General features: G+C 32.5%; 11 protein-coding genes. 9 read left to right on the top strand and 2 right to left on the bottom strand.

The genetic code is table 11. The features are described 5' to 3' along the window. The first annotated feature begins 71 nt into the window (after nucleotides 1-71). The 9 genes from CLV86_RS05125 (at nucleotide 72) to CLV86_RS05085 (ending at nucleotide 12,198) form a co-directional block, all read left to right on the top strand. On the top strand, nucleotides 72-1,232 hold the full coding sequence (locus CLV86_RS05125) for a homogentisate 1,2-dioxygenase (RefSeq protein WP_121050434.1): 1,161 nt from the start codon (nucleotides 72-74) through the stop codon (nucleotides 1,230-1,232). Between the two features lie 46 nt (nucleotides 1,233-1,278). Beyond that, nucleotides 1,279-2,442, top strand: a complete 1,164-nt coding sequence (gene hppD / locus CLV86_RS05120) for a 4-hydroxyphenylpyruvate dioxygenase (protein ID WP_121050429.1) — start codon at nucleotides 1,279-1,281, stop codon at nucleotides 2,440-2,442. Between the two features lie 148 nt (nucleotides 2,443-2,590). Next, nucleotides 2,591-3,370: a DUF3108 domain-containing protein gene (locus tag CLV86_RS05115; RefSeq protein WP_121050426.1), complete on the top strand. Its 780-nt coding sequence runs from the start codon at nucleotides 2,591-2,593 to the stop codon at nucleotides 3,368-3,370. Between the two features lies 1 nt (nucleotide 3,371). Continuing rightward, nucleotides 3,372-4,295: a tryptophan 2,3-dioxygenase family protein gene (locus CLV86_RS05110; protein WP_076731739.1), complete on the top strand. Its 924-nt coding sequence runs from the start codon at nucleotides 3,372-3,374 to the stop codon at nucleotides 4,293-4,295. Beyond that, entirely contained in the window at nucleotides 4,253-5,569 is a 1,317-nt protein-coding gene (locus CLV86_RS05105) for a M23 family metallopeptidase (protein WP_121050423.1), read from the top strand. Before CLV86_RS05110 ends, CLV86_RS05105 begins: the two co-directional genes overlap by 43 nt. A gap of 11 nt (nucleotides 5,570-5,580) precedes the next feature. Continuing rightward, nucleotides 5,581-7,224 (top strand): glucose-6-phosphate isomerase, encoded by a 1,644-nt coding sequence (gene pgi / locus CLV86_RS05100; protein ID WP_121050420.1) that lies wholly within the window; start codon nucleotides 5,581-5,583, stop codon nucleotides 7,222-7,224. 167 nt (nucleotides 7,225-7,391) lie between these two features. Further along, a complete protein-coding gene (locus CLV86_RS05095) occupies nucleotides 7,392-9,968 on the top strand; it encodes a TonB-dependent receptor (RefSeq protein WP_121050417.1) in 2,577 nt (858 codons plus the stop codon). Between the two features lie 13 nt (nucleotides 9,969-9,981). Further along, on the top strand, nucleotides 9,982-11,676 hold the full coding sequence (locus CLV86_RS05090) for a choice-of-anchor J domain-containing protein (RefSeq protein ID WP_121050414.1): 1,695 nt from the start codon (nucleotides 9,982-9,984) through the stop codon (nucleotides 11,674-11,676). 102 nt (nucleotides 11,677-11,778) lie between these two features. After that, a complete protein-coding gene (locus CLV86_RS05085) occupies nucleotides 11,779-12,198 on the top strand; it encodes a hypothetical protein (protein ID WP_076731734.1) in 420 nt (139 codons plus the stop codon). A gap of 64 nt (nucleotides 12,199-12,262) precedes the next feature. Here the strand turns inward: CLV86_RS05085 and CLV86_RS05080 are convergent, their stop codons facing one another. Both CLV86_RS05080 and ileS read right to left on the bottom strand, forming a co-directional pair. Next, the gene (locus tag CLV86_RS05080) at nucleotides 12,263-12,649 is read right to left on the bottom strand and encodes a TraR/DksA family transcriptional regulator (protein WP_076731733.1); all 387 of its coding nucleotides are present in this window, start codon (nucleotides 12,647-12,649) and stop codon (nucleotides 12,263-12,265) included. A 4-nt stretch (nucleotides 12,650-12,653) separates the two neighbouring features. Further along, on the bottom strand, nucleotides 12,654-16,058 hold the full coding sequence (ileS, locus tag CLV86_RS05075) for an isoleucine--tRNA ligase (RefSeq protein ID WP_121050411.1): 3,405 nt from the start codon (nucleotides 16,056-16,058) through the stop codon (nucleotides 12,654-12,656). Nucleotides 16,059-16,063 lie beyond the last annotated feature (5 nt).

Genomic DNA, 16,063 nt, shown 5'->3' with positions numbered 1-16,063 from the left:
TACACTTTCCTTATTTCGCATTTAGTATAAGTTGAAAACACAACTTTAATCTTTAACAAAAAAACTAAAAAATGCCATTCTATCATAAATTAGGAAACATCCCACATAAAAGACACACACAATTTAGAAAAAAAGATGGGTCTTTATATTACGAGCAACTTTTTGGAACCATAGGTTTCGATGGTATGAGTACAAATTCGTATCACGAACAAAGACCAACACAAGTAAAAGAAATAAAAGGACAATACAGTGTTGCGCCAAAAATTGCTAAAAAAAATCACATACAATCGTATCGATTTAGAGGTTTTCAAGTAAAACCAGAAAACGATTATTTAAAAAGTCGTAAAGCCGTTTTAACCAATAGCGATTGTACAATAATTCTATCTGCACCAAAACAATCTACAACAGATTATTTTTATAAAAATTCTGATGCAGACGAGATGATTTTTATCCATAAAGGCTCTGGAAAACTACGCACACACCTTGGTAATCTAGATTTTAAATACGGAGACTATTTAATTATACCTCGAGGTATAATTTATAAAATAGACTTCGACACAGAAGATAACAGGTTATTTATAGTGGAGTCTCGCAGGCCAATTTACACGCCAAAACGCTATAGAAATTGGTTTGGGCAACTGCTAGAACATTCACCATATTGCGAACGCGATTTACGCAGGCCATACGAATTAGAAACCAATAACGAATCTGGAGATTTTTTAATGAAAGTTAAAAAACAAGACGAAATTTTCGATATGGTTTACGCATCACACCCATTCGATGTTGTAGGTTACGATGGCTACAATTATCCATACGCATTTTCAATACACGATTTCGAACCAATAACAGGTCGCGTGCATCAACCGCCACCAGTACATCAAACATTCGAAACAGATGCCTTTGTAATATGTAGCTTCGTACCACGTTTGTACGATTATCATCCGCAAAGTATTCCAGCACCATACAACCACAGTAACATAGACAGTGACGAAGTGTTGTATTACGTAGATGGCGATTTTATGAGCCGTAACGATATAGACCAAGGTCACATTTCACTGCATCCAGCAGGAATACCACATGGTCCACATCCAGGAACAACCGAAAAAAGTATAGGCAAAACCAAAACCGAAGAACTTGCGGTTATGGTGGACACCTTTAAACCACTAATGGTAACAGAAGAAGCTATGAAAATAGCAGACGAAGATTATTATAAATCTTGGTTAGAACATTAAAATAATTATCATTCCTGCGAAGACAGGAATCTATATAAAAAACATCATGAGTAAAAAAGAAATAAAATCAGTAAACTACGGTTTAGAAAAAATATTTGAAGGCGCACAAGATTTCCTTCCACTTTTAGGAACAGACTACGTAGAGTTTTACGTAGGTAATGCCAAGCAAGCAGCGCACTTTTATAAAACAGCATTCGGTTTTCAATCGCACGCATATAAAGGTTTAGAAACAGGCTCAACAGATTCTGTAAGTTATGTATTAACACAAGACAAAATTAAGTTAATGCTAACAACACCATTAAACAGTAAGTCACCAATAAACGACCATATTGTAAAACATGGCGATGGAGTAAAAATAGTAGCACTTTGGGTAGAAGATGCTAGAAAAGCTTATGAAGAAACAACGTCTAGAGGCGCAAAATCTTATATGGAACCAACAGTTGAAAAAGACGAACACGGCGAAGTAGTAAGAGCAGGAATTTACACATATGGAGAAACAGTACATATGTTTGTAGAACGTAAAAACTATAACGGCGCATTTTTACCAGGATTTATAAAATGGGAATCAGATTATAATCCGCCATCAGCAGGATTAAAATACATTGATCACATGGTTGGTAATGTAGGCTGGAACCAAATGGATGTTTGGGTAAAATGGTATGAAGATGTAATGGGCTTTGAAAACTTTTTATCTTTCGACGATAAGCAAATACATACAGAATACTCAGCATTAATGAGTAAAGTAATGTCTAATGGTAACGGACGCATAAAATTTCCAATCAACGAACCAGCCGAAGGTAAAAAACGTTCTCAAATAGAAGAGTATTTAGACTTTTACGAAGGTGCAGGTGTACAACATATTGCCGTAGCAACAGACGATATTTTAAAAACAGTATCTCAATTACGAGCAAATGGTGTAGAGTTTTTATCAACACCACCAGACGAATATTACAAATCTGTACCAGGAAGATTAGAAGAATTTAGTCACGAATTAAAAGAAGATATCGAAAAGCTAAAAGCATTAGGTATTATGATAGATGCAGACGAAGAAGGCTACTTACTTCAAATTTTCACAAAACCAGTAGAAGATAGACCAACACTCTTTTTCGAAATTATACAACGTATGGGAGCAAAAGGTTTTGGAGCAGGAAACTTTAAAGCTTTGTTCGAGTCTATAGAACGTGAGCAAGAAAAACGCGGCACACTATAATTAATGCTTCTTGTTAATAATTCATTAAAAATGCCATCAAATTATTAGATGGCATTTTTTTGTTTTATATTTTTGGAATAGTAATTGTAATCTAACTTAATAAGGCAATATATGCTTTATAATTTTGTTGAATACATTATATAACATTATGAAAAAATTACTACTTATACTAATCGCAATAGCCTCTATAAACCTAGCATCTGCTCAAGAAAGTGCTTTTCAAGACGGTGAATGGTTTAAATTTAAAATGAGCTATAGCAACTTTCTTAAGGCAGGAAATGCAACACTATCTGTTAATAAAACAAAATTAGAAGGAAAACCTGTGTTTCATGTTGTTGGAAAAGGCTGGACTACCGGAATGATTAAATGGTTTTTTAAAGTTACAGACCGTTATGAAAGCTATTTTGACACAGAAAAATTAATTCCATATAGATTTATAAGAAATATTGATGAAGGAGGACACAAAAAAAATATTGAAATAAATTTCGACCATAATGCAAATACAGCCTTAGTTCACAATAAAAAACACAATACTAAAAAAACAATAACTACAAAACCAAATGTTCAAGACATGGTTTCCATGTACTATTATTTAAGGAATAATATTGATGCTTCTACATTAAAAATAGGAGACGAAATAAAAACCGATATGTTTTTCGACGAAGAAAATTATGGCTTTAAGCTAAAATATTTAGGCGAAGAAATAATTAAAACAGAATTTGGTAAAGTAGCAACTCTAAAATTTAGGCCTTACGTTATGGCTGGTCGAGTATTTAAAGAAGAAGAAAGTTTAACACTATGGGTTTCAAAAGATAAAAATAAAGTACCTTTACGAATCAAAGCAGATTTAGCAGTTGGCTCTTTAAGAGCTGATCTTGAATCTTTTAAAGGATTAAAACATCCATTTAAAATTATTTTTGATAATTAAAATGAATTTAGACAACAAAATAACCGACCAACTAAACGATAAATACAGAGCATTAGACCAAAATGTAAACACACATTTAGAAGGCTTACTACATAGCAAACCAATAGATTATTGGGATTACATTCAAACCGATGCACTACTAAACCTTCAAGTACAACGTACAACGTTACCAGATGAAATGGTATTTTTAATGTACCATCAAGTCAACGAATTGTTGTTTAAAATGATTCTTTGGGAAATTGACCAAGTTGCTAAAAAAGAAGATATTACAGCTGCTTTTTTCGAAACTAAAATTATGCGTATAAGTCGTTATTTCGATGTACTTACTTCATCATTCACCGTGATGAAGGACGGTATGGATGTAGAACAATACAATAAGTTTAGAAACACGTTAACTCCTGCAAGTGGTTTTCAAAGTGCACAATATCGAAAAATCGAATTTGCCTCTACCGAACTAATAAATTTAATAGACAATCGCTTTAGAGAAACAATAGACCGTAACACATCTTTCGAGCACGCATTCGAACATTTATATTGGCAAGCAGCAGGAAAAGACTACAAAACAGGAAAAAAATCCTATACATTAACAGTTTTCGAAGAGAAATACAAAGACGAATTTATTAGATTTGCAGAGTTCTATAACACACATAATTTGTGGACCATCTTTAAAAGATTACCACAAGAGGTTAGAGAAGATCAAGATTTAATTAAAGCAATGCGTCATTACGACTATACTGTAAATATTACATGGGTAATGGCACATTATAACACAGCTAACCATTATCTTAATATTGGTGGTAAAACAGCAGAAGCGACAGGAGGAAGCGAATGGGTAAAATATATGCATCCAAAATATCAAAGAAGAATATTCTTTCCAGATTTATGGAGCCAAAAGGAATTAGAAGATTGGGGAAAAAATATTTAATAATATTAATATGTTTAATATCTTTTTTTAGTTGTAAAGAAGATGCTGAAAATAACGAATCTTTAGATACTGTATTAGTTGAACAACCCGAAGAAATTTACGAATTTGGATTTAACTTAAACGAATATATTGTAAAAAAAGACACCATAAGAAAAGGAGATACTTTTGGTGATATTCTTCAAAAAAACAATTTAAGCTACTCTAAAATATATCAAATAGCAGAGCAAACTAAAGATAGTTTTGATATTACAAAACTTCATTTAGGTAAACCTTATACTTTACTGTGTGATAACGATTCATTACAAACACCAAAATGTTTTATCTATCAACCTACAAAAGAGCGTTATGTTGTAGTAGATTTTCAAGATTCTATTAAAGCATATACAAGTTACAAACCTATTAAATATGTTGAAAAAACAGCTTCAGGAATAATAACATCAAACATATCACAATCTATGGACGATGAAGGTAAACCATTTGTTTTAGCCCTAAAAATGAGTGATATTTATGCCTGGACCATAGACTTTTCTAGACTTCAAAAAAACGATAAGTTTAAAGTTATTTATACCGAAAAATATATAGACGATTCTATTTACGCTGGTATCCACGAAGTAAAAGCTGCCTATTTCGAACACAACAAAGAACCATTTTATGCTTTTGAATTTGAAACAGATTCTGTTTTAGGCATTAGAGATTATTTTAGTGATGAAGCAAAAAATTTACGTCGTGCCTTTTTAAAATCGCCTGTTAGCTTTAGTCGTATATCATCTCGATATAATTTAAAAAGACGAATAGCCTTATACGGAAACAGAGTAAGACCACATAAAGGAACAGATTTTGCTGCCAAAGTAGGAACTCCAATTATGTCTACAGCAAATGGTACAGTTATAGAATCTGCAAGACGTGGTGGTAATGGTAATTATGTAAAAGTTAAACATAATGCTACCTATACTACACAATACCTGCATATGTCTAAACGTAAAGCTAAAGTTGGAGATTTTGTAAAACAAGGTGAAGTTATAGGTTATGTAGGCATGACTGGTAATACCTCTGGTCCTCATGTATGTTATCGTTTCTGGAAAAATGGAAAACAAGTCGATCCTTTTAAAGAAAAACTACCAGAAGCAAAACCAATTTCAGACAGTTTAAAAGTAAAGTTTTTAGAATATATAAAACCTTTAAAAAAACAATTAGAATTACTCGATTACCCACAAAAATCTAATAAATCTGATAGTTTAAAAAACAACCTCCAAGAACAAAAATTAATCACTTAGAGAAAACAAATATGGCACTACCTTCTATAAATCCAACAACTACAGACGCATGGAAAGCGCTTCAAAATCATTTTGAAAAAGTAAAAGAAATAGAAATTAAAGACCTATTCTCTAAAAACAAAGATAGAGCAAACAAGTTCACAATTAATTGGGAAGACTTTTATGTAGATTTTTCTAAAAATCGAATTACAGAAGAGACGTTTAAACTACTTTTAGACCTCGTAGACCAAGTAAAATTAAAAGAAGCTATTGCATCATATTATTCTGGAGATAGTATTAACAAAACAGAAAATAGAGCTGTTTTACATACTGCTTTAAGAGGCAAAGAAACAGATACTGTTTTGGTAGATGGCAAAAATGTAATGCCGGAAATTTTTAAAGTAAAAACTAAAATTGAAGCATTTACTAACGAAATTGTAAACGGAAACAAAAAAGGATACACCAATAAGCCATTTACAGATATTGTAAATATTGGTATTGGCGGTAGTGACTTAGGACCAGCAATGGTTGTAGATTCTCTTCAATTTTATAAAAATCATTTAACCACTCATTTTGTAAGTAACGTAGATGGAGATCACGTAAACGAAGTGTTAAAAAAACTTGATCCAGAAACTACTTTATTTGTAATTGTATCTAAAACATTTACAACCCAAGAAACATTATCTAATGCCACAACAATACGACAATGGTTTCTTGAACATGCAACACAAAATGATGTTGCTAAACATTTTGTAGCGGTTTCTACAAATATTGAAAAAGTAAAAGATTTTGGCATAGACGAAAACAATATATTTCCAATGTGGAATTGGGTTGGTGGACGTTTTTCTTTATGGAGCGCCGTAGGTTTAACAATAAGCTTAGCTGTTGGTTTCGATAATTTTAATAAATTATTAAAAGGAGCTAACGCAATGGATATTCATTTTAAAAACGAAGAATTCAGCAATAATATTCCAGTTGTTTTAGCTTTAATAAGCGTTTGGTATAATAACTTTTTTAAAGCAGAGAGCGAAGCAGTAATTGCTTATTCTCAATACTTAAATCAGTTTGCAACTTATTTGCAGCAAGGCATTATGGAAAGTAATGGAAAATCTATAGACAGAAATGGAAATAGAGTAAATTACGAAACAGGAACATTAATTTGGGGAGAACCAGGTACAAATTCACAACATGCCTTTTTTCAACTTATACACCAAGGCACAAAGTTAATTCCTGCAGATTTTATTGGTTTTGCTCAAAGTCTTCATGGCAACAAAGACCATAACGATAAGTTAATTTCAAACTACATTGCTCAAACCGAAGCTCTTTTAAACGGTAAAACAAAAGAAGAGGTGTTAGAAGAACTTAAAGAAAAAAACTTATCAGAAGCTGAAATTAATGAGCTATTACCTTTTAAAGTATTTGAAGGAAACAAACCTACAAATACAATTTTTATAAAGAAATTAACTCCGGAGAGTTTAGGAAAACTAATAGCAATGTACGAACATAAAATATTTGTACAAGGTATAATTTGGAATATATATAGCTATGACCAATTTGGTGTAGAATTAGGCAAACAACTTGCTAGCACCATTTTAAAAGACATTAAGTTTAACACTTCTGTTAATCATGACGCTTCTACTCAAAATATTTTAGAATATTTTAAAAATTTTAGATAAATATTGTTGAATATTTGTTAAAAAAATAACTTCTTAATATTTAATTTTCAGTGAATTATATAATATTTTAGCTGCAAACCAAATATGTTAACATTAAGTTAATATAAAAGCTATAATTATGCCTAATTTTGCAAAAAAATTATACAATATAACTTTAATCCCACACAATGAAAAACACAATTAAAATTTTGTTTTTTGCAGTCGCTATTTTAAGCTCTGCTTTTACTATGGCTCAAAGTACAGTTACAGGTACTGTATTAGAACCAGAAAATAACATGCCTTTACCAGGTGTAAATATCCTTGAAGCTGGAACTTCTAATGGGATTTCTACAGATTTCGATGGTAATTTTAGTATTGTAACTCAATCTACAGATACTAAAATAATTATATCTTATGTAGGTTACCTATCTCAAGAGTTTACAATTACAGGTAATAAAGACCTTGGGCAAATTAAATTAACACCTAGCGAATTTGGATTACAAGAAGTTAACATTATAGCTTCTGTAGCAGTAGACAGAAAAACACCTGTTGCTGTATCTACTATAAGAGCTAGTGAAATTTCTTTAAAATTAGGAACACAAGAATTTCCAGAAATTTTAAAGTCTACTCCAGGAGTTTACGCTACTAAAAGTGGTGGTGGTTATGGAGATGGACGTATTAATTTACGTGGTTTCGATTCTGAAAACGTAGCCGTTATGATTAATGGTGTACCAGTAAACGACATGGAAAATGGTAGAGTATACTGGTCTAACTGGGCTGGTTTAGGAGATGTTACAAGCTCTATGCAAGTACAAAGAGGTTTAGGAGCATCTAAAGTAGCTGTACCTTCTGTTGGTGGTACTATTAACATTATCTCTAAAACTACAGATGTTGAAACTGGAGGAAATGTGTACACAACTTTAGGTAATGACGGTTTTGAAAAATATGGATTAACATATTCTACAGGACTTATGGACAATGGTTTTGCTGCAACTATTTCTGCTGCAAAAACAGATGGAGATGGTTACGTAGATGGTACAGAGTTTAATGCTGTATCTTACTTTATAAACTTATCTAAAGAAATTAACGATAAGCATAAAATATCTTTTACTGCTTTTGGTGCTAAACAACGTCATGGTCAAAGACAAAGTAGCCATTCTATAGACACTTATAGAGCTAGCGAAAGAGGTATTAAATACAACTCAGATTGGGGATACAAAAATGGTCAAGTAACTCACTCAGAAGATAACTTTTACCACAAACCTCAAATATCTTTAAACCACTATTGGGATATTTCTGAAAAAACATCATTATCTACAGCGGCATACGTATCGTTTGGTTCTGGTGGTGGAGGTGGAACCGGAGGAGATGGTAGTAAATTCTCTTTTGATAATGCCGATTACAGAATTGGAAATTTAGGAACTATCAATTTTGATAAAATTGTAGCAGAAAACCAAGCAGCTGGTGTTAATGGATCAGAATCTTTTTTAAGAGCGTCTAGAAACGATCACAAATGGTATGGAGTATTAACTACTTTAAAAACAGATTTATCAGATAATATCGTTCTTTTAAGTGGTTTAGATTACAGAAACTATAAAGGTATTCACTTTACAGAAGTTACAGATTTACTTGGAGGTCAATATGCATTAGATGATAGTGACGTAAACAACCCAAATAACCAAGCACAAGTTGGAGATAAAATATTTTATGATAACGATGGTAAAGTAAACTGGATAGGTGCTTTTACTCAAGCAGAATACTCTAAAGATAAATTATCTGCATTCGTATCATTATCAGCTTCTAATACTGGATATAAAAGAATTGACCGTTTTCAATACTTAGATAGTGACCCATTAAGAGAAACAGATGTTTACAACTTCTTTGGTTATGGAGCTAAAGGTGGTGCTAACTATAATATCGATGAAAACCACAATGTTTTTGCAAACCTTGGTTATTTTGAAAAAGCACCATATTTCAATGCAGTTTTTGCTAGTAACAACAATGTTGATATTAATGACAATGCAGAAAACCAAAAAATTACAAGTTTTGAATTAGGATATGGTTTTAGAGGAGAAAAATTATCAGCTAATATTAACCTTTACCACACAACTTGGAAAGACAGAACAGAGGTTGCTAGATTCCAATTACAAGACGGTTCTAACGCCTTTGCAAACATCTTAGGAGTAAATGCATTACACAAAGGTATTGAAGTAGATGTAAGATATAAAGCAACAGATAACTTAACACTTACAGGTATGGCATCTATTGGAGATTGGAGATGGCAAAACAATATTGAAGGTGTTGAAATTCGTGACGAAGCAAATGAATTAGTAGACACTGTTGATATTATTATTGAAGACCTTCACGTAGGTGATGCAGCACAAACAACTTTAGCTCTTGGAGGAAACTATAAGTTAACACCAAAAACAACATTTACATTAGATTACAATTATTTCGCTAACTTATATGCTCAATTCGACCCTAGTGATAGAGGAGAAGTTGGACCAGACGCTTGGGAAGTACCAGCATACGGTATCTTTGATACAGCTATAAGACACAACTTTAGTTTTGGAAGTTTTGATGCTACTTTAACAGGAAGAATTAACAATATATTTGATACAGAATATATTGCAGATGCACAAGATGGTTCTGGACAAGGATCTATTGGAGATGCAGACTATATCGCACCTTCTTCTGCAAGAGCAGCAAATGTATATTACGGTTTTGGAAGAACATTTAGTGTTGGGATGAAACTTAATTTTTAAAAAAAAAAGAAAAATGAAAAAAGCAATTTATTTATTAGCATTAGTTGGAGCAGTCCTTACAGGTTGTGATCCACTAGACGACATCAATAACGAAATTGATGCCTTACCAGCAGCAGCAAATGTTGGTGAATTTGAATACACATTAACAGATGAAGATTATGAAAATTTTAATTTAGGTTTTGGAAATTTTGATTCTGAAGAGCAAGCAAAAGATTCTATTCCAAGTTTATTATCAGAATTATATCCATTATACGGACAAAATTCTTCAGTTTTAGTAAACTATAATCTTTATATTGGTAATGCAGAAGGTGTAAGCGATTATACAAATTCAGATATTTATGAGCTTACTAATTCAGATTATGCTTCTACAGGTAGTGATGCTTTTGGATTTTATCCAAATGTAAATGCTACATCTGAAATCCCAGATGTTTTAGCAACACAAATTTCTGCTCCAACGGAAGGACAAATTGTATTAGCAAAATACGACCAATACACAGAAACACCTACAGTAGGTTTAGCAAGTATAGTAGAATATAATTTTGTTGGAAGTCTTGAAGGTTGGACTTCAGTTGAAGAGTCTGGAGCAGATGCTGTTTGGACTTCAGAAAGTGGTTATGTTCAAGGTAACGGTTATTTTGATGGAGACCAAAACTCTAACGTAGAGTGGTTAGTTTCTCCTACAGTAGATTTAGCTGGAGAAGATAACTTAAAGTTTCAAATAACTCAAGAATTAGACTTCGCTGGAGATACATCTTTAATTAAAATCTTAGTATCTACAGATTATTCTGGAGATGTTTTAACTGCAACTTGGGATGAGATTACACTTGCTAATCCAGCAACTGGGGATATGGCTTCATCTGAAGATTATGATTTTTCAGCTTACGATGGACAACAAATTAACATTGCTTTTAAATACACTTCTATAGCTGATGACCCTCTTACTCCTACTGAAGATGAAGGAGACGCAGCACGTTGGAGAATTCAAGACTTAGCAATTAAAACACTTGGTGCTACAGGAGAAACAAACTCTAAAGGAGAATACTTTATCTATTCTGGTGGAAATTGGGAAGCTGTTGATAATATTTATTATTTAAGCTCTGCAGATTTCGATTCAATGGGAACAGGTTCTGGACAGCCAGGTCAATATGATAACTTTAGTAGCTCTGTGTCACCAGACAACTATTTACCAACGTTCTTAGAGTTAAACTTCCCTTACGGTCAAGAAGAAGAAGAACTTTTTGTAATTTATGATTACTACTCTAGCTCTACTGGAGCTCAAATAAGAGGGAATTTATACACGTTTACAGATGGTATGTGGAGTGCTCATGAATCTACAATCGAAACTTCTTTAAAATTTGGATTCGATAACGGAGCATGGGTTCCAGATAATACAATTAGAGTTACATTAACTGGTACAGAGTTTTCATATATTATTAGTGAATATGGAACTACGCCTGGATTTGAAGAGCCAGTTGCAAGTTTAAACCAATATTCTAATTTCGATAGACGTTCATCAGATCCTGCTTATTGGAGTGAAGAGATGTTGAAGACTGTTTTTATCGATTTATTAGAAAACGTATTAGCTCCTGGAGCTGAAGATGAACAAAAATACGTATTAAGCTATGCTATCTACGACGGTTCAAGCGGTGTAGAACAAATGGCATTTATTAAACTTAATGGAGAATGGGACATTAATCCTGAAGGTTAATAAAATATAACATAAAAATTAAAAACCGCTTCCTTTAAAGAAGCGGTTTTTTTATGCCTTTATTATTACTACATTTGTTTAAACAACTAAAAAACACTAACTATGATTAAAATGTTGCATTCGTACTGGGCATATCTGGTTTTTATAATGATGATAATTGCTACAGCAAACGCACTAATTAAGTATTTTGGAAAAAAAGAATATGAGGCTAAAGATTTTAGAATCGCTTTATTTACATTAATTGTATCCCATATTCAATTATTAATTGGAATAATATTATGGTTTACACAAGACTATTTTAGTGAAATGTCAATGAAAGATATTATGGGCAATTCAGTTTTAAGATCTAATGTTGTTGAGCATCCTGTTGCAATGATTTTAGCAGTTGCATTTATTACAATAGGTTACTCTAAACATAAAAAGAAATTAACCTCAGCCGGTAAATTAAAACCACTAGCTATATTTTATACTTTAGCTTTAATTTTAGTTCTAGCAAAAATTCCATGGAGCGTTTGGTTCTAAACAAAATAAAAAAACGCCAACTTTATTAGTTGGCGTTTTTCTATATAAATAAATATTTTAAATATTATTTCTGTATGTTTTTAGCTTCAATACTAAGTGTAGCATGAGGCACTAATTCTAAACGCTTAGGATTAATTAATTTACCTGTTACACGGCAAACACCATAAGTTTTATTTTCTATTCTAATAAGAGCGTTTTTAAGATCACGTATAAATTTCTCTTGCCTAATTGCTAAAGCAGAATTAGATTCCTTACTCATTACAGCACTACCCTCATCAAACGCTTTAAATTGCGGAGAAGTATCATCTGTACCATTGTTATGATCATTCATATAAGCACTTTTAATAAGTTCTAAATCATGTTTTGCATGATCTATTTTTTCAAGAATAAGTGCTCTAAACCTTTCTAATTCTTTATCAGAATATCTTACTGTATGTTCTTCTGTTGCCATAATATTAATTTTTTGTGATAAATAACTTTGTATTTATATTATCGAAAGCAATATCTATACCATTATCCATCTGTTCTACAACATCAAGGTTATCTGTTAATGTTTCTGCCTTGATATATTCTAAATTTGTTTTTACAGCTTGAGCAATTTGTTTATCGTCTTGCAATTGTACAGAAATTCTATCTGTTACTTCAAATCCGGAATCTTTACGTAAATTTTGAATACGGTTTACGAGCTCACGTGCAATACCTTCTTCGCGTAATTCATCAGTAATTGTAACGTCTAGAGCTACTGTTATTGCTCCTTCATTTGCTACAAGCCATCCTTCTATATCTTGCGATGTAATCTCTACATCACTTAGTTCCAAATTAATGATTTTTCCATTACAATCGACATCAAGACTACCATTTTGTTCTATTTTTTTTATGTCTTCTGATGTCATTTTACTTATCTCACTGGCAATCAACTTCATATCTTTACCAAAACGTGGTCCTAATGCTTTAAAATTAGGCTTAATTTGTTTTACCAAGATATCTGATGCATCTTCTAAAAGCTCAACTTCTTTAATATTTACTTCACTTTTTATTAAATCTGCCACTGCTAAAATCTCTTCCTTTTGTTCTTTAGAATCTATAGGAATCATTATTTTTTGTAATGGTTGTCTTACTTTTATTTTCTCTTTAGCACGTAATGATAACACTAAAGATGAAATGGTTTGCGCAGCTTCCATTTTACGTTCTAAGGCTTTATCTATAAAGCTACTATCGCTCTCTGGAAACTTTGCCAAATGTATACTTTCAAATGATTCTGTATGTGTCGCTTTTGTTAAATCTAAGTAAAGTTTATCCATAAAAAATGGTGCAATTGGTGCGCCAAGTTTAGCTATGGTTAACATACAAGTGTATAATGTTTGGTAAGCAGAAATTTTATCTTGCTGGTAATCACCTTTCCAGAAACGTCTTCTACTTAAACGTACATACCAATTACTTAAATAATCTTGTGTAAAGTTTGAAATGGCACGCGCTGCTTTTGTAGGTTCATACTCTGCATAATACTCATCTACTTTTTGAATTAATGTGTGTAATTCTGATAGAATCCAACGGTCTAATTCTGGTCTTTCGTTTAAAGCGATATCATCTTCTGCATAAGAAAACTTATCTAAGTTTGTATATAAACTAAAGAAAGAATAAGTGTTATACAGTGTACCAAAAAACTTACGTTTTACTTCTTCTATACCATCTAAATCGAATTTTAAATTATCCCACGGATTTGCGTTTGCAATCATGTACCAACGTGTGGCATCTGCTCCATAAGTATCTAAAGTTTCAAAAGGATCTGTAGCATTACCTAAACGCTTAGACATTTTCTGTCCGTTTTTATCTAAAACCAATCCGTTAGACACTACATTTTTATAGGCTACAGAATCGAAAACCATAGTTCCAATAGCATGAAGCGTATAGAACCAACCACGTGTTTGGTCTACACCTTCGGCAATAAAATCTGCTGGAAACGATTTGTTTTCGTCTATTTTTTCCTTGTTTTCAAAAGGATAATGCCATTGTGCATAAGGCATAGAACCAGAGTCGAACCAAACATCTATTAAATCTGCCTCACGTTTCATTGGTTGCCCACTTTTTGAAACCAGTACAATATCATCAACTATATTTTTATGAAGATCTAACTTAGCGTAGTTTTCTTCAGAATTGTTTCCAACTTCAAAATCTTCAAAAATATCAGCCTTCATAATGCCAGCCTCAACAGAACGTTTCATTTCGGCTTTTAATTCTTCAACAGAACCAATACAAATTTCTTCTTTACCATCTTCTGTTCTCCATATTGGTAATGGAATTCCCCAATAACGAGATCGAGATAAATTCCAATCGTTTGCGTTTGCTATCCAGTTACCAAAACGGCCTTCGCCTGTTGATTTTGGTTTCCAATTGATACCTGTATTAAGTTCGTGCATACGACCTTTTACGTCTGTAATTTTAATAAACCAAGAGTCTAATGGATAGTACAATATTGGTTTATCTGTACGCCAGCAATGTGGGTAGTTGTGCTTGTATTTTTCTACCTTAAAGGCTTTGTTTTCTTCTTTTAATTTAATGGCTAGCTCAACATCTATAGAACGTTCTGGCGCTTCTCCATCTTTATAATATTCGTTTTTAACGTACTTACCAGCAAATTCTGCCATTTCTGGTCTAAATTTACCTTGTAAATCTACAAGTGGTACTAAGTTATCGTTTTCATCTTTTACCAACATTGGTGGCACTTCTGGTGTTGCTTGTTTTGCAACTAAGGCATCATCTGCTCCAAAAGTTGGTGCTGTGTGTACAATACCTGTACCGTCTTCGGTAGTTACAAAATCTCCAGAGATTACTCTAAATGCATTTTCGGGATTGTCATTTGGCAAGGCATATGGTAAAAGCTGTTCGTATTTAATACCAACAAGGTCTTTTCCTTTAAATTCTTTTACTACAAAATATGGAATTTTTTTATCGCCATCTTTATATTCTAAAAGTGTTGCTTTTTCTTCAACTCTTTTAAATTTCCCATCAAACTGTTTATTAACTAAAGGTTTTGCCAAAATAACATTCATAGGTTTGAATGTGTATTGGTTATAAGTTTCTACTAAAACATAATCAATTTTTGGACCTACTGTTAATGCTGTATTACTTGGCAATGTCCAAGGTGTTGTTGTCCAAGCTATAAAATGAATATCGCCTTCGTTTTGTAAAAAATCTGGAAGTGTATTTTCTATGGCTTTAAATTGAGCAACGACTGTAGTGTCTGTAACATCTTGGTAAGCTCCAGGTTGGTTAACCTCATGCGAGCTTAAACCAGTTCCTGCTTTTGGTGAATAAGGCTGTATTGTATAACCTTTATACATCAAGTTTTTAGAGTAAATTTCTTTTAACAACCACCAAACAGACTCCATATATTTTGGTTCGTAGGTAATGTATGGATCATCCATATCTACCCAATAACCCATTTTTTGAGTTAAGTTATTCCAAACGTCTGTGTAGCGCATTACGGCTTTACGGCAAGCTGCATTATAGTCTTCTACAGAAATGGTTTTACCAATATCTTCTTTTGTAATACCTAATTCTTTTTCTACACCAAGTTCTATTGGTAATCCATGTGTATCCCAACCAGCTTTTCGCTTTACTTGGTAACCTTTCATGGTTTTATATCGTGGAAAAATATCTTTTATAGCACGCGCCAATACGTGGTGTACTCCTGGTAAACCGTTTGCACTTGGTGGACCTTCGAAAAACACATAAGGTTCTGCGTTTTCTCTAGTTGTTATACTTTTTTCGAAAATGTTATTTTCTTGCCAATACGTTAAAATTTCTTTTGCTACGTTTGGTAAGTTAAGTCCTTTATATTCAGGAAATCCTGTGCTCATTTCTT

This window comes from Lacinutrix venerupis (assembly GCF_003663945.1).
Lineage (GTDB): Bacteria > Bacteroidota > Bacteroidia > Flavobacteriales > Flavobacteriaceae > Lacinutrix > Lacinutrix venerupis.
The sequence above is the reverse complement of the archived record's forward strand: the minus strand, read 5'-3'. Positions and strand labels throughout refer to the sequence as shown.

Excerpts from the sequence above, each read along its gene's own strand:
- CLV86_RS05125 (WP_121050434.1), top strand. The coding sequence starts at position 72 with ATGCCATTCTATCATAAATTAGGAAACATCCCACATAAAAGACACACA.
- hppD (WP_121050429.1), top strand. The coding sequence starts at position 1,279 with ATGAGTAAAAAAGAAATAAAATCAGTAAACTACGGTTTAGAAAAAATA.
- CLV86_RS05115 (WP_121050426.1), top strand. The coding sequence starts at position 2,591 with ATGAAAAAATTACTACTTATACTAATCGCAATAGCCTCTATAAACCTA.
- CLV86_RS05110 (WP_076731739.1), top strand. The coding sequence starts at position 3,372 with ATGAATTTAGACAACAAAATAACCGACCAACTAAACGATAAATACAGA.
- CLV86_RS05105 (WP_121050423.1), top strand. The coding sequence starts at position 4,253 with ATGGAGCCAAAAGGAATTAGAAGATTGGGGAAAAAATATTTAATAATA.
- pgi (WP_121050420.1), top strand. The coding sequence starts at position 5,581 with ATGGCACTACCTTCTATAAATCCAACAACTACAGACGCATGGAAAGCG.
- CLV86_RS05095 (WP_121050417.1), top strand. The coding sequence starts at position 7,392 with ATGAAAAACACAATTAAAATTTTGTTTTTTGCAGTCGCTATTTTAAGC.
- CLV86_RS05090 (WP_121050414.1), top strand. The coding sequence starts at position 9,982 with ATGAAAAAAGCAATTTATTTATTAGCATTAGTTGGAGCAGTCCTTACA.
- CLV86_RS05085 (WP_076731734.1), top strand. The coding sequence starts at position 11,779 with ATGATTAAAATGTTGCATTCGTACTGGGCATATCTGGTTTTTATAATG.
- CLV86_RS05080 (WP_076731733.1), bottom strand. The coding sequence starts at position 12,649 with ATGGCAACAGAAGAACATACAGTAAGATATTCTGATAAAGAATTAGAA.
- ileS (WP_121050411.1), bottom strand. The coding sequence starts at position 16,058 with ATGAGCACAGGATTTCCTGAATATAAAGGACTTAACTTACCAAACGTA.